The sequence below is a fragment of the Janthinobacterium sp. GW456P genome, assembly GCF_002127655.1.
In the GTDB taxonomy this organism is placed as follows: Bacteria; Pseudomonadota; Gammaproteobacteria; order Burkholderiales; family Burkholderiaceae_D; genus Janthinobacterium.
Genome location: NZ_NEHB01000001.1, coordinates 520,226 through 544,740 on the forward strand (window position 1 = coordinate 520,226; position 24,515 = coordinate 544,740).

At 61.8% G+C, this 24,515-nt stretch carries 26 protein-coding genes; 22 read left to right on the top strand and 4 right to left on the bottom strand.

The features are described from left to right. Positions 1-3: 3 nt before the first annotated feature. The 20 genes from CBW66_RS02280 to CBW66_RS02375 all read left to right on the top strand — a co-directional run bounded on the left by CBW66_RS02280 (position 4) and on the right by CBW66_RS02375 (position 18,707). Positions 4-480 carry an NADH-quinone oxidoreductase subunit B family protein gene (locus CBW66_RS02280; RefSeq protein ID WP_010399733.1) on the top strand — a complete coding sequence of 159 codons (477 nt, stop codon included), beginning with the start codon at positions 4-6 and terminating at the stop codon, positions 478-480. A 17-nt stretch (positions 481-497) separates the two neighbouring features. Beyond that, positions 498-1,091, top strand: coding sequence for an NADH-quinone oxidoreductase subunit C (locus tag CBW66_RS02285; protein WP_086140199.1), 594 nt, complete (start codon positions 498-500; stop codon positions 1,089-1,091). Then, positions 1,091-2,344 (top strand): NADH-quinone oxidoreductase subunit D, encoded by a 1,254-nt coding sequence (locus CBW66_RS02290; protein ID WP_034749992.1) that lies wholly within the window; start codon positions 1,091-1,093, stop codon positions 2,342-2,344. Before CBW66_RS02285 ends, CBW66_RS02290 begins: the two co-directional genes overlap by 1 nt. A gap of 12 nt (positions 2,345-2,356) precedes the next feature. Beyond that, a complete protein-coding gene (nuoE, locus tag CBW66_RS02295) occupies positions 2,357-2,836 on the top strand; it encodes an NADH-quinone oxidoreductase subunit NuoE (RefSeq protein ID WP_035820520.1) in 480 nt (159 codons plus the stop codon). Beyond that, the gene (gene nuoF, locus CBW66_RS02300) at positions 2,833-4,128 is read left to right on the top strand and encodes an NADH-quinone oxidoreductase subunit NuoF (RefSeq protein ID WP_086140200.1); all 1,296 of its coding nucleotides are present in this window, start codon (positions 2,833-2,835) and stop codon (positions 4,126-4,128) included. Before nuoE ends, nuoF begins: the two co-directional genes overlap by 4 nt. A gap of 22 nt (positions 4,129-4,150) precedes the next feature. Then, positions 4,151-6,484: an NADH-quinone oxidoreductase subunit NuoG gene (nuoG, locus tag CBW66_RS02305; protein ID WP_086140201.1), complete on the top strand. Its 2,334-nt coding sequence runs from the start codon at positions 4,151-4,153 to the stop codon at positions 6,482-6,484. Next, on the top strand, positions 6,484-7,566 hold the full coding sequence (gene nuoH / locus CBW66_RS02310; protein WP_086140202.1) for an NADH-quinone oxidoreductase subunit NuoH: 1,083 nt from the start codon (positions 6,484-6,486) through the stop codon (positions 7,564-7,566). Before nuoG ends, nuoH begins: the two co-directional genes overlap by 1 nt. A gap of 14 nt (positions 7,567-7,580) precedes the next feature. Then, complete coding sequence (nuoI, locus tag CBW66_RS02315; RefSeq protein WP_010399726.1) at positions 7,581-8,069, top strand: NADH-quinone oxidoreductase subunit NuoI; 489 nt, start codon at positions 7,581-7,583, stop codon at positions 8,067-8,069. A gap of 66 nt (positions 8,070-8,135) precedes the next feature. Next, positions 8,136-8,768 (top strand): NADH-quinone oxidoreductase subunit J, encoded by a 633-nt coding sequence (locus CBW66_RS02320; RefSeq protein ID WP_034779507.1) that lies wholly within the window; start codon positions 8,136-8,138, stop codon positions 8,766-8,768. Then, positions 8,765-9,073 (top strand): NADH-quinone oxidoreductase subunit NuoK, encoded by a 309-nt coding sequence (nuoK, locus tag CBW66_RS02325; protein WP_010399724.1) that lies wholly within the window; start codon positions 8,765-8,767, stop codon positions 9,071-9,073. The genes CBW66_RS02320 and nuoK overlap by 4 nt, the downstream gene beginning before the upstream one ends. Positions 9,074-9,119: 46 nt before the next feature. Continuing rightward, the gene (gene nuoL / locus CBW66_RS02330; protein ID WP_086140203.1) at positions 9,120-11,213 is read left to right on the top strand and encodes an NADH-quinone oxidoreductase subunit L; all 2,094 of its coding nucleotides are present in this window, start codon (positions 9,120-9,122) and stop codon (positions 11,211-11,213) included. A 29-nt stretch (positions 11,214-11,242) separates the two neighbouring features. Then, entirely contained in the window at positions 11,243-12,742 is a 1,500-nt protein-coding gene (locus tag CBW66_RS02335) for an NADH-quinone oxidoreductase subunit M (RefSeq protein ID WP_086140204.1), read from the top strand. 16 nt (positions 12,743-12,758) lie between these two features. Further along, positions 12,759-14,261: an NADH-quinone oxidoreductase subunit NuoN gene (gene nuoN, locus CBW66_RS02340; protein ID WP_086140205.1), complete on the top strand. Its 1,503-nt coding sequence runs from the start codon at positions 12,759-12,761 to the stop codon at positions 14,259-14,261. Between the two features lie 3 nt (positions 14,262-14,264). After that, positions 14,265-14,588 carry a DUF2818 family protein gene (locus tag CBW66_RS02345; RefSeq protein ID WP_086140206.1) on the top strand — a complete coding sequence of 108 codons (324 nt, stop codon included), beginning with the start codon at positions 14,265-14,267 and terminating at the stop codon, positions 14,586-14,588. A 58-nt stretch (positions 14,589-14,646) separates the two neighbouring features. Next, positions 14,647-15,204, top strand: a complete 558-nt coding sequence (locus CBW66_RS02350; RefSeq protein ID WP_086140207.1) for an NUDIX domain-containing protein — start codon at positions 14,647-14,649, stop codon at positions 15,202-15,204. A gap of 8 nt (positions 15,205-15,212) precedes the next feature. Beyond that, positions 15,213-15,911 (top strand): hypothetical protein, encoded by a 699-nt coding sequence (locus CBW66_RS02355; RefSeq protein WP_170933100.1) that lies wholly within the window; start codon positions 15,213-15,215, stop codon positions 15,909-15,911. A 16-nt stretch (positions 15,912-15,927) separates the two neighbouring features. Beyond that, positions 15,928-16,629: a 2-C-methyl-D-erythritol 4-phosphate cytidylyltransferase gene (gene ispD, locus CBW66_RS02360; protein ID WP_086140209.1), complete on the top strand. Its 702-nt coding sequence runs from the start codon at positions 15,928-15,930 to the stop codon at positions 16,627-16,629. Between the two features lie 16 nt (positions 16,630-16,645). Then, entirely contained in the window at positions 16,646-17,146 is a 501-nt protein-coding gene (ispF, locus tag CBW66_RS02365) for a 2-C-methyl-D-erythritol 2,4-cyclodiphosphate synthase (RefSeq protein WP_086140210.1), read from the top strand. 37 nt (positions 17,147-17,183) lie between these two features. Further along, entirely contained in the window at positions 17,184-18,347 is a 1,164-nt protein-coding gene (locus CBW66_RS02370; protein WP_086140211.1) for a PQQ-dependent sugar dehydrogenase, read from the top strand. Positions 18,348-18,404: 57 nt separating this feature from the next. Further along, on the top strand, positions 18,405-18,707 hold the full coding sequence (locus CBW66_RS02375) for a hypothetical protein (RefSeq protein WP_170933101.1): 303 nt from the start codon (positions 18,405-18,407) through the stop codon (positions 18,705-18,707). Between the two features lie 3 nt (positions 18,708-18,710). On the opposite strand, the gene CBW66_RS02380 is transcribed toward CBW66_RS02375, so the two are convergent. Further along, the gene (locus CBW66_RS02380; protein WP_086140213.1) at positions 18,711-19,925 is read right to left on the bottom strand and encodes an MFS transporter; all 1,215 of its coding nucleotides are present in this window, start codon (positions 19,923-19,925) and stop codon (positions 18,711-18,713) included. A gap of 90 nt (positions 19,926-20,015) precedes the next feature. Between CBW66_RS02380 and CBW66_RS02385 the strand changes: the two genes are divergently transcribed. Further along, entirely contained in the window at positions 20,016-20,636 is a 621-nt protein-coding gene (locus CBW66_RS02385) for a TetR/AcrR family transcriptional regulator (RefSeq protein ID WP_086140214.1), read from the top strand. Here the strand turns inward: CBW66_RS02385 and CBW66_RS02390 are convergent, their stop codons facing one another. After that, on the bottom strand, positions 20,637-20,975 hold the full coding sequence (locus tag CBW66_RS02390) for an MmcQ/YjbR family DNA-binding protein (RefSeq protein ID WP_077407033.1): 339 nt from the start codon (positions 20,973-20,975) through the stop codon (positions 20,637-20,639). A gap of 514 nt (positions 20,976-21,489) precedes the next feature. Here CBW66_RS02390 and CBW66_RS02395 point away from each other — a divergent pair. After that, the gene (locus CBW66_RS02395; protein ID WP_086140215.1) at positions 21,490-22,146 is read left to right on the top strand and encodes a CCXG family PEP-CTERM protein; all 657 of its coding nucleotides are present in this window, start codon (positions 21,490-21,492) and stop codon (positions 22,144-22,146) included. Positions 22,147-22,226: 80 nt separating this feature from the next. Here CBW66_RS02395 and CBW66_RS02400 read toward each other — a convergent pair whose 3' ends face one another. After that, the gene (locus CBW66_RS02400) at positions 22,227-23,207 is read right to left on the bottom strand and encodes an FHA domain-containing protein (RefSeq protein WP_086140216.1); all 981 of its coding nucleotides are present in this window, start codon (positions 23,205-23,207) and stop codon (positions 22,227-22,229) included. Continuing rightward, positions 23,204-24,515, bottom strand: a 1,312-nt coding sequence (locus CBW66_RS02405; RefSeq protein WP_086153604.1) for a serine protease, incomplete at its 5' end; no start/stop codon positions are given. The genes CBW66_RS02405 and CBW66_RS02400, both read right to left, overlap by 4 nt.

Sequence of the window (24,515 nt, forward strand, 5' to 3'; positions counted from 1 at the left end):
GCCATGGCTATTGAAGGCGTATTAAGCGAAGGTTTCATCACCACCTCGGCCGACAAGCTGATCAACTGGGCGCGCACCGGGTCTATGTTCCCGATGACGTTCGGTCTGGCCTGCTGTGCGGTCGAAATGATGCATGTGGGCGCAGCCCGCTACGATATGGACCGTTTCGGCGTCGTGTTTCGTCCGTCGCCGCGTCAGTCCGACGTCATGATCGTTGCCGGTACCCTGTGCAACAAGATGGCGCCGGCCCTGCGCAAGGTCTACGACCAGATGGCAGAGCCACGCTGGGTCATCTCGATGGGTTCCTGCGCCAATGGCGGCGGGTACTACCATTACTCCTATTCCGTGGTGCGCGGCTGCGACCGTATCGTGCCCGTCGACGTGTATGTGCCTGGCTGTCCGCCGACCGCTGAAGCCTTGCTGTACGGCATCATGCAGTTGCAGAACAAGATCAAGCGTACCAGCACGATCGCACGCTAACCGGGCCGCTTCAGATTATGACAACACATTTAGAAGTATTGCAAAACGCCCTCGGCACTGCCCTGGGCGATCGCGTTAGCACGACGGTTGCGCTGGGCGAAGTCACCTTGCAGGTCAAGGCCGCGGACTACCTGGCCGTGATGCAGACCTTGCGCGACGATCCGAGCCTGCACTTCGAGCAATTGATCGACTTGTGCGGCGTCGACTACTCGACCTATGGAGACGGCAGCTGGGACGGCCTGCGTTTTGCGGCCGTTTCGCACTTGCTGTCGGTCAAGCACAACTGGCGCGTGCGCGTGCGCGTATTCGCGCCCGACGACGACATGCCGCTGCTGCCCTCCGTGGTCGGCATCTGGCGTTCGGTCAACTGGTACGAGCGCGAAGCGTTCGACCTGCTGGGCATCCTCTTCGAAGGCCACAACGACTTGCGCCGCCTGCTGACCGACTACGGTTTCATCGGCCATCCGTTCCGCAAGGATTTCCCCGTCTCCGGCTATGTCGAGATGCGTTACGATCCGGAACAAAAGCGCGTGATTTACCAGCCCGTGACGATCGAGCCGCGGGAAAACGTGCCGCGCGTGATCCGCGAAGAACATTACGGGATGAAATAATGGCTGAGATTAAGAACTACACCCTGAACTTTGGGCCGCAGCATCCGGCCGCGCACGGTGTGCTGCGCCTGGTACTGGAGATGGATGGCGAAGTCATCCAGCGCGCCGACCCGCATATCGGCTTGCTGCACCGCGCCACCGAAAAGCTGGCCGAACAGAAGACCTATCTGCAATCCGTGCCGTACATGGACCGTCTCGACTATGTGTCGATGATGTGCAATGAACACGCGTACGTGATGGCCATCGAAAAGATGCTGGGCCTGGAAGTGCCGCTGCGCGCGCAATACATCCGCGTCATGTTCGACGAGATGACGCGTATCCTGAACCACCTGATGTGGCTCGGTACCCACGCGCTGGACGTCGGCGCCATGGGCCCGTTCCTGTATTGCTTCCGCGACCGCGAAGACTTGTTCGACGCCTACGAGGCAGTGTCGGGCGCGCGCATGCACGCGGCCTACTACCGCCCGGGCGGCGTATACCGCGACCTGCCGGACGCGATGCCGCAGCACAAGGCGTCGATCATCCGCAACGCCAAGGCCATCGGCAAGCTCAATGAAAACCGCCAGGGTTCCCTGCTGGACTTCATCGAAGACTTCGCGCGCCGTTTCCCGAACTCGGTGGACGAGTACGAAACCCTGCTGACCGACAACCGTATCTGGAAACAGCGTACCGTCGGCATCGGCGTGGTCTCGCCGGAAGATGCGCTGGCCATGGGCTTTACGGGCGCCATGTTGCGCGGCTCGGGCGTGCAGTGGGACTTGCGCAAGAAACAGCCGTACGAAGTGTACGACCTGATGGACTTCGACATTCCTATCGGCACCAACGGCGATTGCTACGACCGCTACCTGGTCCGCGTGGAAGAACTGCGCCAGTCGAACCGCATCATCAAGCAATGCGTGGAGTGGCTGCGCAACAATGAAGGTCCTGTCATGACCAGCAACCGCAAGGTGGCGCCTCCGGGCCGCGTCGACATGAAGACCAACATGGAGTCCTTGATTCACCACTTCAAGCTGTTTACGGAAGGTTTCCACGTGCCACCAGGCGAGGCCTACAGCGCCGTGGAACACCCGAAGGGCGAGTTCGGCGTGTACCTGGTGTCCGATGGCGCCAACAAGCCGTACCGCATGAAACTGCGCGCGCCAGACTACGCCCACTTGCAGTCGCTCGACGAGATGGCGCGTGGGCACATGCTTGCCGACGCCGTGACCATCATCGGGACGCAAGATATCGTGTTCGGCAGTATTGACCGCTAAGAGGCAAAAAGTATGTTGTTATCAGAGCAATGCTATAAGAAAATTGACCGCGAGCTGGCCAAGTATCCGGCCGACCAGCGTCAGTCGGCCGTCATGGCCGCGCTGGCCCATGCCCAGGATGAACTGGGCTGGCTGGCGCCGGAAACCATGAAGGAACTGGCCGACTACATCGGCATGCCGGCGATTGCCGTGCAGGAAGTGGCCACGTTCTACAATATGTACAACGTGAAACCCGTGGGCAAGCACAAGATCACCGTGTGCACCAACCTGCCATGCGCCCTGTCGGGCGGCGTGCGCGCTGCAGAGTACCTGAAGCAGAAACTGGGTATCGATTTCCGTGAAACCACCGCAGACGGCCAGTTCACCCTGGTTGAAGGCGAGTGCATGGGTGCTTGCGGCGATGCGCCTGTCTTGCTGGTCAGTAATAAAACCATGTGCAGCTGGATGTCGAACGAGAAGATCGACGCCATGCTGGAGGAACTCAAGAAATGACGTCACTCCACAACCGCCATATCGATCCATTGATCCTGAAGGATCTGGATGGCAAGAACTGGCATTTGCAAGATTATGTGAAGCGCGGCGGCTATTCGGCCCTGCGGCGTATCCTGGAAGAGAAAATCACGCCGGAACAGATCATCGCCGACCTCAAGGCCTCGTCCTTGCGCGGCCGTGGCGGCGCGGGTTTCCCTACCGGCTTGAAGTGGAGCTTCATGCCGCGCCAGTTCCCGGGCCAGAAATACCTCGTCTGCAATACAGATGAAGGCGAGCCGGGCACTTTCAAGGACCGCGACATCATTCGTTACAATCCCCATGCGCTGATCGAAGGCATGGCCATTGGCGCTTACGCGATGGGCATCACCGTGGGCTATAACTACATCCACGGCGAGATCTTCCAGGAATACCTGCGTTTCGAGGAAGCGCTGGAAGAGGCGCGCGCAGCCGGCTTCCTGGGCGACAAGATCATGGGCAGCGAATTCTCGTTCCAGTTGCATGCGCACCATGGTTATGGCGCCTACATCTGCGGCGAAGAAACGGCCCTGCTCGAATCGCTGGAAGGCAAGAAAGGCCAGCCGCGCTTCAAGCCGCCTTTCCCTGCCTCGTTTGGCCTGTACGGCAAGCCGACCACGATCAACAACACGGAAACCTTCGCGGCCGTGCCTTTCGTGCTGAACATCGGTCCAGAGAAATACCTGGCGATGGGCAAGCCGAACAACGGCGGTTCGAAGATCTTCTCGATCTCGGGCGACGTGGAAAAACCGGGCAACTACGAAGTGCCGCTCGGCACCCCGTTTGCGACCCTGCTGGAACTGGCAGGCGGCATGCGCGGTGGCAAAAAGATCAAGGCCGTGATCCCTGGCGGCTCGTCCGCTCCGGTGATCCGCGGCGACATCATGATGCAGACCGACCTGGACTATGACTCGATCGCGAAAGCCGGTTCGATGTTGGGTTCGGGCGCCGTCATCGTGATGGACGAAACACGCTGCATGGTGAAGGCGCTGGAACGCCTGTCCTACTTCTACTTTGAAGAATCGTGCGGCCAGTGTACGCCTTGCCGTGAAGGCACAGGCTGGATGTACCGCATGGTGCACCGCATCGAGCAGGGGCAGGGTCGTCCAGACGACCTGGACATGCTCAACTCGATCGCCGACAACATCCAGGGCCGCACCATTTGCGCGCTGGGCGATGCGGCTGCCATGCCGGTACGGGCCTTCATTAAGAATTTCCGTGAAGAATTTGAATATCATATCGAGCACAAGCATTGCTTAGTGCCCGCATATATCTAAGCTGCGTCAGGTAACGATCACCATGGTTGAAATCGAAATAGACGGCAAAAAAGTCGAAGTCCCTGCTGGTAGCATGGTGATGGACGCCGCCAACAAATTGGGAACCTACATTCCGCACTTCTGCTATCACAAGAAATTGTCGATCGCAGCGAACTGCCGCATGTGCCTGGTCGAAGTGGAAAAGGCGCCCAAGCCTTTGCCCGCTTGTGCGACCCCGGTCAGTGCCGGCATGATCGTGCGTTCCGCCAGCGATAAAGCTGTGCAGGCGCAAAAGTCGGTCATGGAATTCTTGCTGATTAATCACCCGCTCGACTGCCCGATCTGCGATCAGGGCGGCGAATGCCAGTTGCAAGACTTGGCTGTGGGCTACGGCAAGGGCGAATCGCGCTACCAGGAAGACAAGCGCGTCGTCACGCCGAAGGAAGCCGGTCCGCTGGTCTCCATGCAAGAAATGTCGCGCTGCATCCAGTGCACCCGCTGCGTACGCTTTGGCCAGGAAGTGGCCGGCGTGATGGAGCTGGGCATGATCGGCCGCGGCGAACACTCGGAAATCGTGTCCTTCGTCGGCCAGTCGGTCGACTCCGAACTGTCGGGCAACATGATCGACCTGTGCCCGGTCGGCGCACTGACCTCGAAGCCGTTCCGCTACAGCGCCCGTACGTGGGAACTGTCGCGCCGCAAATCGGTCAGCCCGCATGACGGCCTCGGTTCGAACCTGATCGTGCAAGTGAAAGCTGGCAAGGTCAAGCGCGTACTGCCGCTGGAAAACGAAGCCGTCAACGAGTGCTGGATCTCGGACAAGGACCGTTTCTCGTACGAAGCGCTGGACAGTGCCGAACGCCTGACCTCGCCGATGCTGAAACAGGGCAACGAGTGGAAAGAAGTCGATTGGCAGACGGCGCTGGAATACGTGGCGCACGGCCTGAAAAACATCAAGCACGAACATGGCGCCGACGCCATCGCCGCGCTGGCCACCCCGCATTCGACCGTCGAAGAACTGGTCCTGCTGCAAAAAGTGGCCAACGGTCTCGGCAGCGAGAACGTGGACTTCCGCCTGCGCCAGACCGACTTCGCGCTGGACGCCGGCGTGAAGCCATGGCTGGGCATGCCGATCAGCGAATTTGGCCAGATCAAGCGCGCCTTCGTCATCGGCTCCTTCCTGCGCAAGGATCACCCATTGTTGGCCACGCGTTTGCGCGCGTCCGTCAAGGGCGGCGCCAAGCTGTCGATCCTGCACGCCTCCGACGATGACCAGCTGATCACCATCGCCAACAAGATGATTGTCGCACCAAGCGATTGGCTGGCGGCCTTGTCGGAAGTGGTCGTTGCTGTTGCTAAAGCAAAAGAAATCGCCGCGCCAGCCGGTTTTGAAGCGGTGACCGCTTCGGACGTGGCAGTGGCCATCGCCGCCAGCCTGATGGCCGGCGACCACGGCGCCGTGCTGCTGGGTAACGCGGCAACGCAACACCCGCAAGCGTCGCAACTGCATGCTGCCGCGCAATGGATCGCCGAACAGACGGGCGCCAAGCTCGGTTACCTGACGGAAGCGGCCAACACGGTCGGCGCGCACCTGGTCGCCAAGCCGCGCGCCAACGTGCAAGCCCCGTTTGCCGTACCGAAGAAAGCCTACGTGCTGCTGCACGCCGAGCCGGAACTCGATGCCGCCAATCCGCAGGCGGCCCGCGTCGCCCTCGATGGCGCCGACATGGTTGTGGCGATGTCGGCCTTCAAGCACGGCATGGATTATGCCGATGTCCTGCTGCCGATCGCCCCGTTCGCTGAAACCTCGGGTACCTTCGTCAACTGCGAAGGCCGCGCGCAAAGTTTCAACGGCACCGTCAAACCGCTGGCCGACACCCGTCCAGCCTGGAAAGTGCTGCGCGTCCTGGGCAACATCCTGGGCCTGGCCGGTTTCGACTACGACACCTCGGAAGCGATCCGCGACGAAGCGTTCGGCGCCGGCGTGCTTGACCTGTCGGCACAGCTGAACAACATCGCCAAGAACGCACCGGAAGCGGCTTCGTACGCACCGGCTTCGCCAGCGCTGCAACGCATCGCCGACGTGCCGATCTACTTCGCCGACGCGCTGGTACGCCGTTCCGAACCGCTGCTGCGCACGGTCGACGGCGCCGCGCCGCAAGCCCATCTGTCGCCAGCATTGGCCGAGAAGCTGGGCATCAAGGCGGGCGACAAGGTCAAAGTGGCGCAAGGCTCCGGCAGCGCCATCCTGGTGGCGGCACTCCATGCCGGCCTGCCAGCCAATGTGGTCAAAGTGTCGGCGGCGCATGCCTCGACGGCCAGCCTGGGCGGCATGTTCGGTGACATCACAGTTGAAACAGCAGAGGGGAAAATCTGATGGCTCTGCCTGAATTTGTAAACGTCATCAACAGCGGCGGCCAGGAGCTGCTGGGCGGCACGTGGCCGTTCTTCTGGACCCTGATCAAGATCCTGTGCGTGCTGTTGCCGCTGATGGGCCTGGTTGCCTACCTGACCTTGTGGGAACGCAAGCTGATCGGCTGGATCCAGATCCGTGTCGGCCCGAACCGCGTCGGTCCCTTGGGCTTGCTGCAACCGATCGCCGATGCGCTGAAACTCTTGTTCAAAGAGATCATCATCCCGTCCAAGGCCGCCAAGGGCCTGTTCGTGATCGGCCCGATCATGACCATCATGCCGGCTCTGGCCGCCTGGTCGGTCGTGCCCTTCGGTCCGCAAGCCGTGCTGGCCAATGTCAACGCGGGCTTGCTGATGCTGCTGGCGATTACCTCGATGGAAGTCTACGGCATCATCATCGCCGGCTGGGCCTCGAACTCGAAGTACTCGTTCATGGGCGCCATGCGCGCGTCGGCACAGATGATTTCGTATGAAATCCCGATGGGCTTCGTGATGGTCATCGTGCTGATGGTTTCGGGCAGCCTGAACTTCATCGACATCGTCGGCGGCCAGCAGATCGGCTTCTTCGCCGACAAGGGCGTGAACTTCATGTCGTGGAACTGGCTGCCGCTGCTGCCGATGTTCGTCATCTACCTGGTGTCGGGCCTGGCTGAAGCCAACCGCCACCCGTTCGACGTCGTCGAAGGCGAGTCGGAAATCGTGGCCGGCCACATGGTCGAGTACTCGGGCATGGCCTACGCCATGTTCATGCTGGCCGAATACGCCAACATGATCCTGATCGGCGCCCTGGCTTCGATCATGTTCCTCGGTGGCTGGTCCGCACCATTTGCTTTCCTTGAGTTCTGGGGTGGTTTCGGCGGCTTCTTCTGGCTGTTCGCGAAAACCTTCTTCATCGTCTCGGTGTTCATCTGGGTACGCGGTACGTTCCCACGCTACCGTTATGACCAGATCATGCGCCTCGGCTGGAAAGTGTTTATCCCGTTGACGCTGGTCTACCTGGTCTTCGTCGCTGCCTGGATGCAGACATCCTGGAATATTTGGAAGTAAGAGAGTGCATACGAATGGATAAGGTAAAAGATTTCTTCAGCAGCCTCTTGTTAGGCGAGCTGATCAAGGGCATGGCGTTGACAGGCAAGTACATGTTTTCGCGCAAGATCACGGTGCAATTCCCGGAAGAGAAGACACCGATCTCGCCGCGTTTCCGTGGCTTGCACGCGCTGCGCCGCTACCCGAATGGCGAAGAACGTTGCATCGCCTGCAAACTGTGCGAAGCGGTTTGCCCGGCGATGGCCATCACGATCGAATCGGAACAGCGTGACGACGGTTCGCGCCGCACCACGCGTTACGATATCGACTTGACCAAGTGCATCTTCTGCGGTTTCTGCGAAGAGTCCTGCCCGGTCGATTCGATCGTCGAGACGCAAATCCTGGAATACCACGGCGAGAAACGCGGGGATTTGTATTACACGAAAGAGATGTTGCTGGCCGTGGGTGATCGTTATGAAAATGACATCGCCGCCGCGCGCGCCGCCGACGCACCTTATCGCTGATGGATGCGCCGCAGCCCCAAAGCTGTGGCGCGCCCCTCGTTCATCTGTACGTCTATTGGGTTTTTTATGGACTTTAAAACAATTTTGTTTTACGCCTTCGCGCTGATCTTGATTCTGGCAGCGACGCGCGTCATCACGGCCCGTAATCCGGTCCACGCAGTACTGTTCCTGGTACTGTCCTTCTTTTCCGCAGCCGGCATCTGGATGCTGCTGCAAGCTGAATTCCTGGCCATCGTGCTGGTATTGGTGTATGTCGGCGCCGTGATGGTGCTGTTCCTCTTCGTGGTCATGATGCTCGATATCAATATCGACCGCATGCGCGAAGGCTTCTGGGGCTACCTGCCATTGTCGGTGACGGTGGGCGTGATCATCGTGCTGGAAATGGCCGCCGTCCTGTGGCACGGTTTCCGTAACTTTGCGCCGAGCATCGCGCCGGTGAACGTCAACCTGGGCGGCACCAAGGAACTGGGCCTGCTGATTTACACGAAATATGTGTTCGCCTTCGAAATCGCCGCCGTCGTGCTGCTGGTGGCCATCGTTGCCGCGGTCGCACTGACCCTGCGCAAACGCAAGGACACCAAGCACTTTGCTCCAGGCGATGCCGTGCGCGTCAAGCGCAACGACCGCCTGAAGATCATCAAGATGGACGCGGTTGTCGAGCGTCCTGCGGCTGAGCCGGAAGTTAAGGAGGCACCATGACATTATCGCTCACACATTTTCTGGTCCTGGGCGCGATCCTGTTCGCAATCTCGATCGTCGGTATTTTCCTGAACCGCAAGAACATCATCGTATTGCTGATGGCAATCGAATTGATGCTGCTGGCGGTGAATATGAATTTCATCGCGTTTTCCCATTTCATGGGCGACGCGGCCGGTCAGATCTTCGTTTTCTTCATCCTGACGGTTGCCGCCGCTGAGTCGGCTATCGGTCTGGCTATTCTGGTGGTGATGTTCCGTAATCTGGATACCATCAACGTCGAAGACCTGGACAGCCTCAAAGGCTGATGTTTTTCAGACTCGATCTCTCGAATAATAACGATTAAGGTTCATCATGGCGGGGCAACTCCTCAACCCTAACCTCCTTCTTGCCGTACCGCTGGCGCCGCTGGCCGGTGCCGCGATTGCAGGCTTGCTTGGCACCCAGTTCCTGGGTAATTTGGTCGGACGCAAGACGTCGCATACCGCGACGATCCTGGGCGTACTGATTGCGTTCATCCTGTCCGTGCAGACACTGCTGGCAGTGATGGATGGCGCGACATTCAATGGCACGATCTATAACTGGATGACGATCGGCACCCTGAAGATGGAAGTGGGCTTCCAGATCGATTCGCTGTCGGCGATGATGATGTGCGTGGTCACCTTCGTCTCCCTGATGGTGCACATCTACACGATCGGCTACATGAAGGACGACGAAGGCTACAACCGCTTCTTCGCCTACATCTCGCTGTTCACGTTCTCGATGCTGATGCTGGTCATGGCCAACAACTTCCTGCAGCTGTTCTTCGGCTGGGAAGCCGTGGGTCTGGTTTCTTACCTCTTGATCGGTTTCTGGTACCAGCGTCCGACGGCCATCGTCGCCAACATGAAGGCTTTCCTGGTCAACCGCGTGGGCGACTTCGGCTTCATCCTGGGCATCGGCCTGCTGCTGGCATTCGCCGGCACCATGAACTACCAGGAAGTATTCGCCAAGAAAGACGAACTGGCGCTGTTGACGATGCCGGGCACCGACTGGGCCCTGCTGACGGTTGCCTGCATCTGCCTGTTCATCGGCGCGATGGGCAAATCGGCGCAGTTCCCGTTGCACGTGTGGCTGCCTGACTCGATGGAAGGTCCTACCCCGATCTCGGCACTGATCCACGCCGCGACGATGGTGACGGCCGGTATCTTCATGGTCTCGCGCATGTCGCCGCTGTTCGAACTGTCCGACACGGCCCTGTCCTTCATCCTGGTGATCGGTTCCATCACGGCGCTGTTCATGGGCTTCCTGGGCATTATCCAGAACGACATCAAGCGCGTCGTCGCTTACTCGACCCTGTCGCAGCTCGGTTACATGACCGTCGCGCTCGGTTCGTCCGCGTACTCCGTGGCCGTGTTCCACCTGATGACGCACGCGTTCTTCAAGGCACTGCTGTTCCTGGGCGCCGGTTCCGTCATCATCGGCATGCACCATGACCAGGACATCCGCAACATGGGCGGCCTGCGCAAGTACATGCCGATCACCTGGATCACTTCCCTGATCGGTTCGCTGGCCCTGATCGGCACGCCGCTGTTCTCCGGTTTCTACTCGAAAGACAGCATCATCGAAGCCGTCGAAGCGACGCACATCTGGGGCGCAGGCTTTGCCCAGTTCGCCGTACTGGCTGGCGTGTTCGTCACCGCCTTCTACTCGTTCCGCATGTACTTCCTCGTCTTCCATGGCAAGGAACGTTTTGGCCAGGCGCATGCGCACGGTCATGACGACCATCACGCGCCTGCGGCCAAGCATGATGCCCACGCGCATGACGACCACCATGAAGAAGAGGAAGACGACCACGGCCACCATGGCCTGGAACCTGGCCAGAAGCCGCATGAATCGCCGTTCGTCGTGTGGTTCCCGCTGGTGATGCTGGCGATTCCTTCCTTGATCATCGGCTACCTGACGATCGGCCCGATGCTGCATGGCGATTTCTTCAAGGGCGTGATCTTCGTTGGTGAAAACCATCCGGCGATGGAAGAGTTGTCGCATGAATTCCACGGCGCGATGGCGATGGCGCTGCACGGCCTGTCGACGGCACCGTTCTGGCTGGCATTGTCCGGCGTGGTGGCAGCCTACTACTGCTACATGGTCAACCCGCGCGTACCGGCCTGGTTCTTTGCCAAGTTCCACGCGATCCACACCCTGCTGGACAACAAGTACTACATGGACAAGTTCAATGAAGTCGTGTTCGCCGGCGGTGCCCGCTTGCTGGGTAATGGCCTGTGGAACTTCGGTGACAAGAAGCTGATCGATGGCCTGCTGGTCAACGGTAGCGCCAAGGTCGTCGCCTGGCTGTCCTCGCTGTCGCGAGTGCTGCAGACCGGCTACATCTATCACTATGCATTCGTGATGATCCTGGGCGTGCTGGGCTTCCTGATCTATTTCCTGCCATTCTGGCCCGCTAAGTAAGCTGACCTGATAAAAGAATACTGAGAACCATGATGCAGTCTACGATTTCTACATTACCTCCTTACCTGAGTCTGTCGATCTGGGTGCCGATCATTTGCGGCGTCCTGGTCCTGGCTCTCGGCCGTGACAGCAAAGCGGGCTTTACCCGCTGGCTGTCGCTGGCTGGCGCGGTGCTCAGCATGCTGTGCACCTTGCCGCTGATCCAGCATTTCGACAACGCCGCACACGGCATGCAATTCGTCGAAAAAGCACCGTGGATTCAAACCTTCAATATCTGGTATTCGCTGGGTATCGACGGCCTGTCGCTGTGGTTCGTGCCGCTGACGGCGTTCATCACCGTCATCGTCGTCATTTCCGCTTGGCAAGTGATCGAGAAGCGCATCGCCCAGTACATGGGCTCCTTCCTGATCCTGTCCGGTCTGATGATCGGCGTGTTCTGCGCGCTGGACGGCTTGCTGTTCTACTTCTTCTTTGAAGCAACCCTGATCCCGATGTTCATCATCATCGGTATCTGGGGCGGTTCGAACCGCGTGTACGCGTCGTTCAAGTTCTTCCTGTACACCTTCTTCGGTTCGCTGCTGACCCTGGTTGCCATCATCTACCTGCGCAATGCGTCGGGCACCTTCGACATCCTGGCCTGGCATGCGTTCAAGCTGACGATGAACGAACAGATCTTCATCTTCCTGGCCTTCCTGATGGCGTTTGCCGTCAAGGTGCCGATGTTCCCGGTCCACACGTGGTTGCCGGACGTCCACGTGGAAGCGCCGACGGGCGGCTCCGCCGTGCTGGCCGCCATCATGCTGAAACTGGGCGCCTACGGTTTCCTGCGTTTCTCGCTGCCGATCACGCCGGATGCCAGCCACTACCTGTCGGGCTTCATGATCGCCTTGTCGCTGATCGCCGTCATCTACATCGGCCTGGTGGCCCTGGTGCAAACCGACATGAAAAAACTGGTCGCCTATTCGTCGATCGCGCACATGGGCTTTGTGACCCTGGGCTTCTTCATGTTCAACGACATTTCGGTGCAGGGCGGTATCGTGCAGATGGTCTCGCACGGCTTCATCTCTGGCGCGATGTTCCTGTGCATCGGCGTGCTGTATGACCGCATGCATACCCGCAACATCGCCGACTACGGCGGCGTCGTGAACCGCATGCCGAAATTTGCCGCCTTCTTCGTGCTGTTCTCGATGGCCAACTGCGGTCTGCCAGCGACGTCCGGCTTCGTCGGCGAGTTCATGGTGATCCTGGGCGCGGTGAAATTCAACTTCTGGATCGGCTTGCTGGCTGCAACGGCACTGATCTGGGGCGCGGCGTACTCGCTGTGGATGGCCAAGCGCGTGGTGTTCGGCAAGATCAAGAACAAGCACGTGGCCGAACTGACCGACATCAACAAACGTGAATTCTTCATGCTTGCTGTGCTGGCCATCGCCGTGCTCGTGATGGGTCTATACCCAGCCCCGTTCACCGACACGATGCAAACTTCGGTTGCCGACCTGCTGCAGCATGTCGCCATCAGCAAGTTGCCTTAAATAGAAGACCGATAACATGACTAATGCACCTAATCTGGTACCGCTGTACGCGGAAATCTTTCTGCTGATCGCCACGTCGGCGCTCTTGCTGATCGATATGTTCTTGCCTGCGGCGAAGCGTTCGATCACTTACGTGCTGGCCTTGCTGACCCTGGCCGGCTGCGCCTTGCTGACCGTGGGCGACTTCAACGCGGGCACCACCGTCTACACGTTCCATAACATGTTCGTGTCGGACCCGATGTCGCAGCTGCTGAAACTGTTCTCGTACGGTGCCGTGGCGCTGACCCTGATCTACTCGCGTGCCTACGCCACCGACCGCAGCATGCTGTCGGGCAACCTGGGCGGCGAGTTCTATGTGCTGGCCCTGTTTGCACTGCTGGGCCAGATGATCATGATCTCGGCCAACAACTTCCTGATCATCTACCTGGGTCTGGAACTGATGTCGCTGTCGCTGTACGCGCTGATCGCTCTGCGCCGTGACAATGCCAAGGCCACGGAAGCGGCCATGAAATACTTCATCCTGGGCGCGCTGGCTTCCGGTTTCATGTTGTACGGTATCTCGATGCTGTACGGCGCCTCCGGCACGCTGGACCTGGGCGAACTGCGCGTGGCGCTGGAAAATGGCAAGACCAACGGCACCATCATGGTCTTCGGCCTGGTGTTCCTGATTGCCGGCCTGGCCTTCAAACTGGGCGTCGTGCCATTCCATATGTGGGTGCCTGACGTGTATCAAGGTTCGCCGACGGCCGTGACCCTGCTGCTGGGCGCGGCGCCGAAACTGGCCGCCTTCGCCATCACCTTGCGCTTGCTGGCCGAAGGCTTGCTGCCGATGGCGCATGACTGGCAGCAAATGCTGCTGGTGCTGGCCGTGATGTCGCTGGCGATCGGTAACTTCACCGCCATCGCGCAAACGAATCTGAAGCGCATGCTGGCGTACTCGACCATCGCGCAAATGGGCTTCGTGCTGCTGGGCTTGCTGTCCGGTACCGTCGACGCACCGAACAACACGCTGAACGCGGCCGGCGCAGCCACCGCCTACGGCGCCTCGATGTACTACGTCATCACCTACGTGTTCACCACGCTGGGTACCTTTGGCGTGATCATGTTGTTGGCACGTAATGGTTTTGAAGCAGACGAACTGGCCGACTTCAAGGGCCTGGGCAAACGCAGCCCGATCTTCGCGCTGGTGATGACCCTGTTCATGTTCTCGCTGGCCGGCGTGCCGCCACTGATGGGCTTCATGGCCAAGTACTCGGTGCTCGCTTCCGTGCTGGCGACGGGCCAGCTGTGGCTGACGATTGCCGCCGTGCTGTTCTCGCTGATCGGCGCCTTCTACTACTTGCGCGTCGTCAAAATGATGTGGTTCGACGAGCCGGCGGATTCCAACGCGCTGGTGGTGCATGGCGACATGCGCGTGGTGCTGGCCCTGAACGGCGTGTTCGTCCTGGCGCTCGGTGTGATGCCTAACAGCATCCTGGCTGCTTGCGCGACCGCCATCACCAAGACCCTGGCGTCCTGACCGATGGATGTCACCGTCTCGAGCTGGCTGGTGATCGCCCTGGGCATCCTGGGCGCCAACCTGCCTTTCCTGAACGAGAAACTGTTTGCCGCCGTGCCCTTGAAAAAGGCCGCGGCAGCGGAGCAGGGCTGGCGCAAGCCGCTGGCGCTGCGCCTGCTGGAGATGGTGATTCTGTACTTCATCGTCGGCGCCGTGGCGTTCGCGCTCGAAGCGCGCATCGGCAACGGCTTCCCGCAGACGTGGGAGTTCTATGCCATCACCGGCTGCCTGTTCCTGGTGCTGGCTTTCCCAGGCTTTGTCGGACGCTACCTGCGCAAACGCCGTTAGCAACAACGACCGAAAGCGGCGCCTCTGGCGCCGTTTTTTTATTGAATAAAGGAATCCCATGGATACGAATCTGATTGAAACCAAGGTGGACGGCGAGCTCGTCTACCAGGGCGGCTTCCTGCGCGTGCAGCGCGACCGTGTTGCACTGCCGGATGGCAAGATCACGGCGCGCGAGTTCGTTTTGCATCCGGGCGCCGTCGTCATCCTGCCGCTGCTCGACGATGGCACGGTGCTGATGGAACGCCAGTACCGCTATCCGCTGGACCGGGTCTTCATCGAATTCCCGGCCGGCAAGATCGACGCGGGCGAGTCGCACCTGGCGTGCGCCCAGCGCGAGTTGCTGGAAGAAACAGGCTACACGGCCAGCGACTGGCAATTCGTCTCCACCATCCATAACGCCATCGCCTATTCCGATGAACACCTGGAACTGTTTCTGGCGCGCGGACTCGTGGCCGGCGAACGCCAGCTCGACGAGGGCGAATTCCTCGAAACGTTTACGGCCACCGTGCCGCAGCTGCTCGACTGGGTCAGGGATGGCACGATCACGGACGTAAAAACCGTCATCGGCATCTTCTGGCTCGACAAGATTACCAGCGGCGCCTGGCAGCCTGCCTGATTCCGCACATGCGCGCGGCTCTCCTCCTGCTGCTGGCCGGCGGCGCCCTGGACGCGCAGGCGCAGGGGCGCACGCCGTTCCAGGTGCGCTGCGAAGACACGATCAGCAAGACGGTGTCGGTGCTGACGGTGCAGCAGAATGGCTATTCAATCGACACGCATCTGCCATACAAGGCCCTGACGGTGATGAAGGGCACGGCGCGCGCCAACACCTGGGTGCTGGGCTTGACCAAGACGGATTCGCGCGTGGCCATCGCCCTGGCCGGCCCCATGCTGCAAGACCCGGCCAGCGGCTACGAATGCGTGGCGCCGCAGATTACCGTGAGCCTGACGTATGCGCCCGTGGTGATCTATATCGGCCGCGAGTTTGCCCCCGGCACGTGCGCGTATGATGAGATACTCGCGCACGAGCTGCGGCACATGAAAACCTATATGGAGCATTTGCCGCGCGTGGAAAAGACCGTGCGCGCGGCGCTGGCCAGGCGCTTCGAGGCGCGCCCCCTGTATGCGCCCAGCGGCACGGCCAAGGCGGCGCTGGCGCGCGAAATCGACACGGGCTGGTTGCCGTATATCAAGGCCGAAATGCGCAAGGTGGAAATCTTGCAGGCCGCCATCGATTCGCCGCAAGAATATGCGCGCCTGGGCAAGGCGTGCAAGGGCGAGATCCAGAATATCCTGGCGGGCAAGGCCCAGCCCGCCCAGCAGTGACCAGACAAGGAATGGCATGACAGCAGCACCGAATCGCCCCCGTTATTTTGCCCTGATCCCCGCCGCCGGCGTGGGCGCGCGCATGGAGGCGGGCAGTCCCAAGCAGTATTTAGCCATCGCCGGCAAGCCCATGCTGCGCTATGCGCTCGACGCCTTTCTCGCAAGCCCCCTGATCGCGCATACCTATGTCGTCGTCAGTGCCGACGACGGCGTGATCGACACGATTGTGCCGGAGCAGGGCGTGACTGTGCTGCGCTGCGGCGGCGCCACGCGCATGGAAAGCATCCTCAATGGCTTGCACGCCATGCACGGCAGCATCGATGCCCACGACCAGGTGCTGGTGCACGACGCGGCCCGTCCCGGCCTGACGCCGGCGCTGATCGAAAAACTCATTACCGAAGTCGGCGACCACCCGGCCGGCGGCTTGCTGGCCTTGCCCGTGGTCGACACCGTCAAGCGGGCGGCGCCGGGCGCCGTGTCGGCGCAGACGGTGCCGCGCGATCATCTTTGGCTGGCGCAAACGCCGCAAATGTTCAGCTATGCCTTGCTGTACCGGGCCTTGTCCGAAGCGCCCGATCCGCAAGCGATCACCGACGACGCTTCCGCCGTCGAAGCGCTGGGCCTGGCGCCGAAACTGGTCGAGGGCCATCCGCGCAACCTGAAGGTGACCCTGCCGCGCGACATCCACACGGCCGAGCTGTATTTGGCCCATCCTTGACTCCAGAAAGACCTGCATGCACACAACGACTCCCGCACTCCCATTTCGCATCGGCCAGGGCTATGACTGCCACGCGCTGGTGGAGCACCGCGACCTGATCATCGGCGGCGTGAAAATCCCGCATCACCTGGGTTTGCTCGGCCATTCCGACGCGGACGTGCTGCTGCACGCGATTACGGACGCGCTCTTCGGCGCGGCCGCGCTGGGCGACATCGGCCGCCACTTCCCCGACACGGACGCGCAATTCAAGGGCGCCGATTCGCGCACCCTGCTGCGCGAAGCCGTGCGCCGCGTGCAAGCCACCGGTTATATCATCGGCAATATCGACGCCACCATCATCGCCCAGCGCCCGAAGATGGCGCCGCATATCGCCGCCATGTGTGCCAACGTGGCCGAAGACCTGGGTGTGACCGTGGGCCAGGTCAACATCAAGGCCAAGACGAATGAAAAACTCGGCTACCTTGGGCGGGAAGAGGGCATCGCGGCAGAAGCCGTCGCCCTGCTGCTGCGCGCCTGAGACGCCAACCATTGATCGATTAACGACAGGAGTAGCCATGTTCCAGTTACGCCGTACCGGCATCGCGCTTGCACTGGCATTGACTGCCGCGCCAGCGGCCTGGGCCGAACTGCAAGCCACGGGCGAGCCGCCCGCCGCCAAACAGGGCTGGAAGGCCGAGACCGTCGCGCAGGGCGTGCGCCAGCCGTGGGGCATCGCCTGGCTGGGCGAGGGCCGCGCGCTCGTCACCAGCAAGCAGGGGACCTTGCATCTGCTCACTGGCAAGACATTCGAGGACGTGGTGCTGGAAGGCATGCCCAAGGTGTTTACGGGCGGGCAGGGCGGCCTGCTCGATATCGTGCTGCATCCGCAGGATGCGGGCAAGCCGAACCCGCGCGTCTACATGACGGTGTCGACGGGCACGAATGATGCCAATCGCACGACCCTCGTGCGTGGCGTGTTCGACGGCAAGAAGGTGACGGGCATCGAGACCCTGTTCAAGGTCGCCACCGACAAGAGCGGCGGCCAGCATTTCGGTTCGCGCCTGCTGTGGCTGCCGGATGGCACTTTGCTGATGAGCGTGGCCGATGGCGGCAATCCGCCGCTGCGCATCGGCGACCGCCTGGCGCGCGAGCAGGCGCAAAACCTGGCCACGCACCAGGGCTCCATCCTGCGCCTGACGGAAGAGGGCAAACCGGCGCCCGGCAATCCGCTGGCGGCCAAGGGGGCCTTGCCGGAAATCTGGTCGTATGGCCACCGCAACGTGCAGGGCCTGGCGCTCGACCCTGTTTCCGGCCGCGTGTGGGCCACGGAACACGGTCCGTACGGCGGCGACGAGCTGAACCTGGTGGTGGCGGGCGGCAACTATGGCTGGCCCTTGCAAAGCTATGGCGCCGACTACAAGACGCATGAACCGGTCGGCAAGCATGAAGTGGCCGGCATGCTCAATCCGAGCGTGGCCTGGGTGCCGTCGCCGGCGCCGTCGGGGCTGGCCGTCTACACGGGTGACAAGATCGCCGCCTGGCGCGGCAGCATTTTCAGCGGCGGCCTGGCGGCAAAGGACATCCGCCGCATCGCCGTCGATGCGAACGGCAAGGTGACGGGCCAGGACCGCCTGGACATCGGCGCGCGCGTGCGCGACGTGCGCCAGGGGCCGGATGGCTACCTGTATGCGCTGACCGATGAAGACAACGGCCGCCTGCTGCGCATCGTGCCGCGGTAACACGGCCGGCGCCGTCTTCGCTTAAGATGGCGCCTTTATTTCATTCAAGGTGGCGGCATGGCCCGTGATACTTATGCATACCGGCACGTTGCCGTCGAATCGCGCGCGATTCATGGCCGCGTGGAAATCCGCCCCGTGCCGGGCCAGGCCTTCTCTCCCGAACTGGCCGTGCAGTGCTCGCGCCGCCTGGTGGACCTGCGGCGCTATCCGCTGGGCAGCCGCTTTTTACTGTTTGCCAAGCTGACGGACCGCCTGGGCGGCACGCCTTTCCTGTATGCCTATCACGGCGATGCGGACGTGCTGATGACGCCGGCCGAAGTGATGAAATTCCTCGGCGAATTCCGGCGCGGCCGCATCTGATTCCTACGATGCGGTGCAGGCCGCGCCAGCCTTGGCGCTGGCCTGCGGCTTGCCGAACAGCGCGATCGTCAGGGCGCAGCCGAGGGCGAACAGGCCGCCCACCACCATCGCGCTCGACACGCCCAGCCGGTCGACGGCCATGCCGCCGAGCAGGGCGCCCGACGCCAGCGACACTTGCACAATCGCAACGAACAGCGCGCTGCTGCCTTCCATCAGCTCCGGCGCCGCCTTGAACATCCACGTCTGCACGGCGATCGGCATGGCGCCGAAACCGAAACCCCATACAGCCACCAGCAGCATGGCCGTCACCGAATGGCTGCCGAATGCGGCCATGGCCAAGGTGGACAGGCCCAGCACGGCGCCCGTCGCCATCAGCGCGGCCCGTTCGTGGCGGCCTGCCGCCCAGCCGCCCGCGAGGTTGCCGATGAAGCCGGCAGCGCCGTAGACGAGCAGCATGGCGCTGACCGTGCCGGCCGCCAGGTGCGAAATCTGCGTGAGGAAGGGCGCGATATACGTGTAGGCGGCGAACTGGCCCGTGAACAGCATGGCCGTGGCGATCAGGCCCAGCCTGGCCTTGCGGATGCCGAAAATCATCGGCAGCTGGCGCAGGCGGATGGCTTGTGTCGGCGGCAGCTTGGGCAGCAGCAATAGCTGGCCGATGAAGACCAGCACGGCAATGGCGCTGGCCGCGCCGAAGGCGATCCGCCAGCCCACCAGTTCGCCCACCAGCGCGCCGGCCGGCACGCCCGCCACCGTGCCCAGCGAGACGCCGGCGAAGATGATGGACATGGCGCGCGACGCATGCTGCGGCGCCACCAGGCGCGGGCCGATGGCGCTGCCAATGGCCCAGAAACCGCCCACGCCCACGCCCAGCATGGCGCGCCCCAGCAAGATCCAGCCATACGACGGCGCCAGCGCCACCAGCAGGTTCGAGGCGACCAGCAGGGCGGTGAGCGCCAGCAGCACGATGCGGCGGTCCAGTCGGCCCGAGCCGACGGTGACGAAGATGGCGGCAAACGCGGCAACGATGCCGGGCGTGGTGATCATCAGTCCCGCCTGGCCCTTGCTGATGGCCAGTTCGGCGGCCATCGCGGGCAGCAGGCCGACGGGCAGGAATTCGGTGGTGACGAGGGCGAAGGCGCCGATGCCGACGGATAATACCGCCAGCCACGGCGCCACGGTGGTATCGTCGCCAGAGGTGTTGGAAGGTGTGTGCATAGGGTTCCTGAAAAGCCGGGAGGTTTTTAACCGGTCGGTATATAATCAGGGCAGGCGGACAGTGTTGTCAATAATTTTTTACCGAACGGTATGAAACAAGATAAAAAAGAGGAAGTGGGCAAGGCGAAAACGGGGCGGCCGCGCACCTTCGACGCGGACGAGGCGCTCGATTGCGCGATGAAAGTGTTTTGGGAAAAAGGTTACGAAGGCAGTTCCTTGCCGGAACTGACGAAGGCCATGGGCATGAACCGGCCCAGCCTGTATGCCGTCTTCGGCAACAAGGAGCAGCTGTTTCACAAGGCGCTCGAGCGCTACAGCGATACGCGCATGCGGTTTTTCGATGCGGCCCTGGAACAGCCGACGGCGCGCCAGGTGGTGGAAGCCTTGCTGACGCAGTATGTTGACGCGCAAACCATGCCGGACGGCCCGCACGGCTGCATGGGTGTCAATGCGGCGCTCGCCTGCAGCGACGATGCCTTGCCGATCCGCGATGAATTGTTCGCGCGCCGGCTGCGCGGTGAAATCAAATTGCGCGACCGTTTGCGGCGCGCCAAGGAAGAGGGGGATTTGCCGCCCGATTCTTGCCCGGAGCAGCAGGCGCGCTTTGTCGTGACCCTGTCGCAGGGCATGGCCATCCAGGCGGCGGCCGGTGTCTCGCGCGAACAATTGCAGCAAATGGTGGGCTTGCTGCTGCGCAATTGGCCGATGTAGCTACCCGGTCGGGGCGATGGTCTTGGCCAGGTCGCTGGGCGCCTTGCGCCGCCAGGCGGCCGTCAGGGCGGCGGCCAGCATGTCCAGCTCCGCGTCCGCCAGGCACACTGTGATGCCGGCCAGGCGTTCGCCCCACCAGAGTTTTTCGCAGCCGGACGGCGTGATGACGGTGGCGATATGCGCCGCTTCCGCATCGAGCAGTACGTTGATGTGCTCGTCATCGGGCAGGGTGGCAAAGATCTTCCCGCCCACGCGGAAGGCCGGACGGTCGTGGTGTTCTTCCTCGGTGGCGTCGGGAAACGACAGTGCCAGATAGCGTAGTTCTTCCAGGTCGACCATTCCTCTTTCTCCCTCATCGGACAGATAGCAGCGTGACTACATTTTGCCATGCTGTTTCGCCCCGTGGTGCAGCGCCATGCGAAAAGAAATGCGCGCGATGCGACATTGGCGGACTGGTCTGTGGTGCCGCCGCGACACGCCGCGCAACGCGCTTGGCCCCCGCGCCAGAGTAGAACAGGCTGTTTTTCTGCCATTGAGCAGCTTCTTGTTAGAAAAATATCTTTCATGGTTAAAAGAAAAATACTTTTCTTCTAGGGAATTTACGCTAGAATAGCCTCAACGTCTTACCTGACCCGTCAATTGTCTGGCCTTGTTCCGGGAACCCGAACCCTTCCCAGGACGCTTGCAGTGCCGCCATGGCACGCCGCAAGTCCGCGCTGTTAGCGGAAGTTCACGCCCCCGACCGCTCATTCCCGCAATCCCTAGCGCTTTGCCGACACGCCTCAATGCAGCGTGTATTCAGCTCCAGCGCTCTTTGCCGCGCCCACTGAATACTTACTTACTGGATACCATTATGAAAAACTTGCCTAAAATCGCCCTGTCCCTGATCGCTGTCGGTGTGTTTGCCCACGCGAACGCCAGCACCATCACTCTCTCTACCGCTTACTCGAACGCTGGCGCGCAAGCTTCCGCCGCCGCTTACCAGTCCGTGGTGAACGCCGCCGTGGCCACGCCAGGCGCCGGCTATGGCTCGACGACGATTGCCAGCTACGACAACGTCAACAACAGCGGCCTGTTCGGCAGCGGCTCGAACATCGCTTTCAAATCGGTGATCAACTTTGGCGTCAGCGCGGCCGATGCGGGCGCCTGGAGCTTCCGCAGCGGCGTCGACTTCGGCAAGGGCGGCGCCCTGTTCCTCGACGGCGTGGCGCTGGACTTCAAGAGCAATGACATGTGGTGGGCAGGCAACTACAACAATGGCAGCCAGTTCCTCAGCGGTTCGAGCGCCTTGTCGGCGGGTAACCATACCCTGAGCATCTACGGCCTGGAAGGTTGCTGCGATGGCGGCCAGCAAGCGCAGTTCAAGGCGGGCAACAACAATTTCGTCAGCTTCGGCGCCAAGGATGGCTTGATCTCGGCCGTCCCTGAGCCAACCACCTACGCCATGCTGCTGGTCGGCCTGGGCTTGCTGGGCTTTACGGCGCGCCGCAAGCAGGAAGCAAAATTTTAAGCGCAAGTATTAAGCAATAATAAAAAGCCCGCCGGTCTGTCAGGACACGGCGGGCTTTTTGCATGGCGGCGCTTGCATCGTCAATCGCCGCTGTCTTCGTCTTCGTCGGCGCCCTTGGCCGCCTTGCCCCGTTCGGCGTCGACGGCGCGCTGCAGGCGGGCCGCGTCGTGGAAGAAGGCATCCGTCGTGTGATCCGGGCTCAGGCGCAAGGCCGGCGGGTAGATCGCCGACATGTACGCCTCGTCGGCCAGGCGGCCGCTGATCTGCAGGTTGCTCAGCAAAATCAGGGTTGAGCCAAGGATGGCCAGCACGACGGCGACGAGGCCGAAGCGGCGCGGATGCTGCGGCTTGATCGTGCACAAATGGTAGTAGATCATGGCGCAGACGATGACGATGAACATATGCCGTCCGTAGCGCGTCAGCGCTTCCAGCGAGAACGCATACGCCGCCACCTTGCTGCCCAGCTCCCACACTTCCATGGCCAGCAAGCCGCAGCCGATGATGAACAGGTGGCGGCCGAAGCGCGCCACATGGCCGAACAGGCGGTTTGCCACGGCCCAGACCGACGACCACACGAGGCCGCCGGCCAGCGCGGTGGCGATGAGCATCAGGTAGGAAATCGGATCGAAGGCATCGGCATCACTCAACCAGTTGCTGAAGGCGGCCGAAGCGCCGATCATGGCCAGGCCGGCGACGGCCGGGCGCAATCCTTCCCAGTCGTGCCTGGTCGTGTCGCCCAGTTCGGGCGCCACCGGATGGTCGCTGGCGCGCACGCGCAGGCGCGTGTGGCCCAGGCGCACGATGCTGTTGCCGTTCAAGGCCACTTGCAGTTGCCGCTGTCCCCGGTGGATCACGCCATTCTGGCTGCCCAGGTCGCGCAGCAGCAGGCCGCCTGCGCCATCGTCCTCGACAATGGCGTGCTCGGCCGCCGTATGCGGATCGTCGAGGATGAAGTCGTTGTCATAGCCGCGGCCGATGCGGATCGGCAGGGATTCCATCCGCTGGCGCCGCTGCACCTCGCCATTGTCGGCGAGGATTTCAAGGTAATAGGGCGGCTTCATGGCTTGTGGCCGCTTTCCCGCGACAGCGCTTCGAGGAAGGTGCGCGTGACGCGCATGCCGTTGGCGTAGGACACGCCGCGCGCGTCGATGCGGCTTTGCAGGCTCATCAGTGGCTCATCGGTGCTGGCGGCCAGCAGGGCAAAGTCGTACAGGCCCGTAAACTTGCGGTAGGCGCGCACGCACAGCACGGCGCGCAGGGGCAGGGTCTTGTTTTTGACGAACTGTTCCGTGCATTGCGGGCCCGTCAGATTCACGCTCTTGTAGCTGCCGAAACTTTCATTCTTGAACGAGGCGCTGGCCAGCTCGGAAAAGCGCAGCGGGCCCAGTTCGCTGCTGCGCAAGAATTCGTGGCGCATCGACACTTGTCCCGTCTGCAGGGCGCCGGAAATGAAGATGGCCGATTCCATGGCGCAGCTGGTGTTGTCGAGCATATAGGGCTTGTCGGACTTGACGTTGGAGCGGCCCCAGCAGCGCATCTGGTCGGATTCGCGCACGGGCACGCGGTACGGGCCCATGGCTTTCAGGCTCAGCGGCGTGTCGAGCAGGCGCGCCAGCATCACTTCCTGGTGCGCCAGCAGTTGCGCCGTCACCAGCGGCTTGAAGTCCTTCGGCGGCTTGCCTTGCAGGGCCACCTTGGCCAGCAATTGCTGCGCATAGCGGGCCGGCACGAGAAAACTGACGAGTTCGCCGTCGAGGCGTTTCGACACGTTCACGCCCGCGACGTCGCCATTCGCCGTGACGCTGGGGCCGCCGCTCATGCCGGAATTGATCGGTCCCGTAAACATCAGCTGGTCATAGAAGCTGCGCGTGACGACGCCATTGTACGAGCCTTCCGAAATGGCGAAGCCCAGATCCAGCGGGTTGCCCATCGAATACAGGTACTGGCCCTGGGTCAGCGGTGCCAGCGCTTCGGGCATCTTGAAAAAGCCCGTGCCGTGGCGGTTCACGCGCAGCACGGCCAGGTCGTGCAGCACGTCGACGGCCAGCAATTCCACATTGCCGCGCTGGCCGCTGGTGTCGACCCATTCGCCCACATAGGTGTCCGGGTCGAGCGCGAACTGGGATACCACGTGATAGTTGCTCACCACCAGGTCGCCCGTGCCGATCAAGAAACCCGAGCCGACCGACGACTGCGTGCGGCCGTTTTTCAGCAACACGCGCACTTGCAGGATGTCGGCGCGCGCGGCCGTGTACAGTTTTTGCGCGGCCGAGGAGGGCGGCGGCAGGGCCGCATGTTCGGTGGCGGCGGGCGCGGCGGTGGCCGGCGGCGGTTTGGCGGGGGGAGTCGACGCGGTGGCGGCCGCCGCT

What these genes read in the sequence shown, in the direction of transcription:
- CBW66_RS02355 (WP_170933100.1), top strand. Translation starts at nt 15,213, where the DNA reads ATGCGCGCGGCTCTCCTCCTGCTGCTGGCCGGCGGCGCCCTGGACGCG.
- nuoK (WP_010399724.1), top strand. Translation starts at nt 8,765, where the DNA reads ATGACATTATCGCTCACACATTTTCTGGTCCTGGGCGCGATCCTGTTC.
- CBW66_RS02380 (WP_086140213.1), bottom strand. Translation starts at nt 19,925, where the DNA reads ATGCACACACCTTCCAACACCTCTGGCGACGATACCACCGTGGCGCCG.
- nuoN (WP_086140205.1), top strand. Translation starts at nt 12,759, where the DNA reads ATGACTAATGCACCTAATCTGGTACCGCTGTACGCGGAAATCTTTCTG.
- nuoL (WP_086140203.1), top strand. Translation starts at nt 9,120, where the DNA reads ATGGCGGGGCAACTCCTCAACCCTAACCTCCTTCTTGCCGTACCGCTG.
- CBW66_RS02400 (WP_086140216.1), bottom strand. Translation starts at nt 23,207, where the DNA reads ATGAAGCCGCCCTATTACCTTGAAATCCTCGCCGACAATGGCGAGGTG.
- CBW66_RS02320 (WP_034779507.1), top strand. Translation starts at nt 8,136, where the DNA reads ATGGACTTTAAAACAATTTTGTTTTACGCCTTCGCGCTGATCTTGATT.
- CBW66_RS02345 (WP_086140206.1), top strand. Translation starts at nt 14,265, where the DNA reads ATGGATGTCACCGTCTCGAGCTGGCTGGTGATCGCCCTGGGCATCCTG.
- nuoH (WP_086140202.1), top strand. Translation starts at nt 6,484, where the DNA reads ATGGCTCTGCCTGAATTTGTAAACGTCATCAACAGCGGCGGCCAGGAG.
- CBW66_RS02290 (WP_034749992.1), top strand. Translation starts at nt 1,091, where the DNA reads ATGGCTGAGATTAAGAACTACACCCTGAACTTTGGGCCGCAGCATCCG.
- CBW66_RS02395 (WP_086140215.1), top strand. Translation starts at nt 21,490, where the DNA reads ATGAAAAACTTGCCTAAAATCGCCCTGTCCCTGATCGCTGTCGGTGTG.
- ispD (WP_086140209.1), top strand. Translation starts at nt 15,928, where the DNA reads ATGACAGCAGCACCGAATCGCCCCCGTTATTTTGCCCTGATCCCCGCC.
- CBW66_RS02350 (WP_086140207.1), top strand. Translation starts at nt 14,647, where the DNA reads ATGGATACGAATCTGATTGAAACCAAGGTGGACGGCGAGCTCGTCTAC.
- CBW66_RS02280 (WP_010399733.1), top strand. Translation starts at nt 4, where the DNA reads ATGGCTATTGAAGGCGTATTAAGCGAAGGTTTCATCACCACCTCGGCC.
- CBW66_RS02375 (WP_170933101.1), top strand. Translation starts at nt 18,405, where the DNA reads ATGGCCCGTGATACTTATGCATACCGGCACGTTGCCGTCGAATCGCGC.
- CBW66_RS02390 (WP_077407033.1), bottom strand. Translation starts at nt 20,975, where the DNA reads ATGGTCGACCTGGAAGAACTACGCTATCTGGCACTGTCGTTTCCCGAC.
- nuoI (WP_010399726.1), top strand. Translation starts at nt 7,581, where the DNA reads ATGGATAAGGTAAAAGATTTCTTCAGCAGCCTCTTGTTAGGCGAGCTG.
- CBW66_RS02285 (WP_086140199.1), top strand. Translation starts at nt 498, where the DNA reads ATGACAACACATTTAGAAGTATTGCAAAACGCCCTCGGCACTGCCCTG.
- CBW66_RS02370 (WP_086140211.1), top strand. Translation starts at nt 17,184, where the DNA reads ATGTTCCAGTTACGCCGTACCGGCATCGCGCTTGCACTGGCATTGACT.
- ispF (WP_086140210.1), top strand. Translation starts at nt 16,646, where the DNA reads ATGCACACAACGACTCCCGCACTCCCATTTCGCATCGGCCAGGGCTAT.
- CBW66_RS02335 (WP_086140204.1), top strand. Translation starts at nt 11,243, where the DNA reads ATGATGCAGTCTACGATTTCTACATTACCTCCTTACCTGAGTCTGTCG.
- nuoE (WP_035820520.1), top strand. Translation starts at nt 2,357, where the DNA reads ATGTTGTTATCAGAGCAATGCTATAAGAAAATTGACCGCGAGCTGGCC.
- nuoF (WP_086140200.1), top strand. Translation starts at nt 2,833, where the DNA reads ATGACGTCACTCCACAACCGCCATATCGATCCATTGATCCTGAAGGAT.
- nuoG (WP_086140201.1), top strand. Translation starts at nt 4,151, where the DNA reads ATGGTTGAAATCGAAATAGACGGCAAAAAAGTCGAAGTCCCTGCTGGT.
- CBW66_RS02385 (WP_086140214.1), top strand. Translation starts at nt 20,016, where the DNA reads ATGAAACAAGATAAAAAAGAGGAAGTGGGCAAGGCGAAAACGGGGCGG.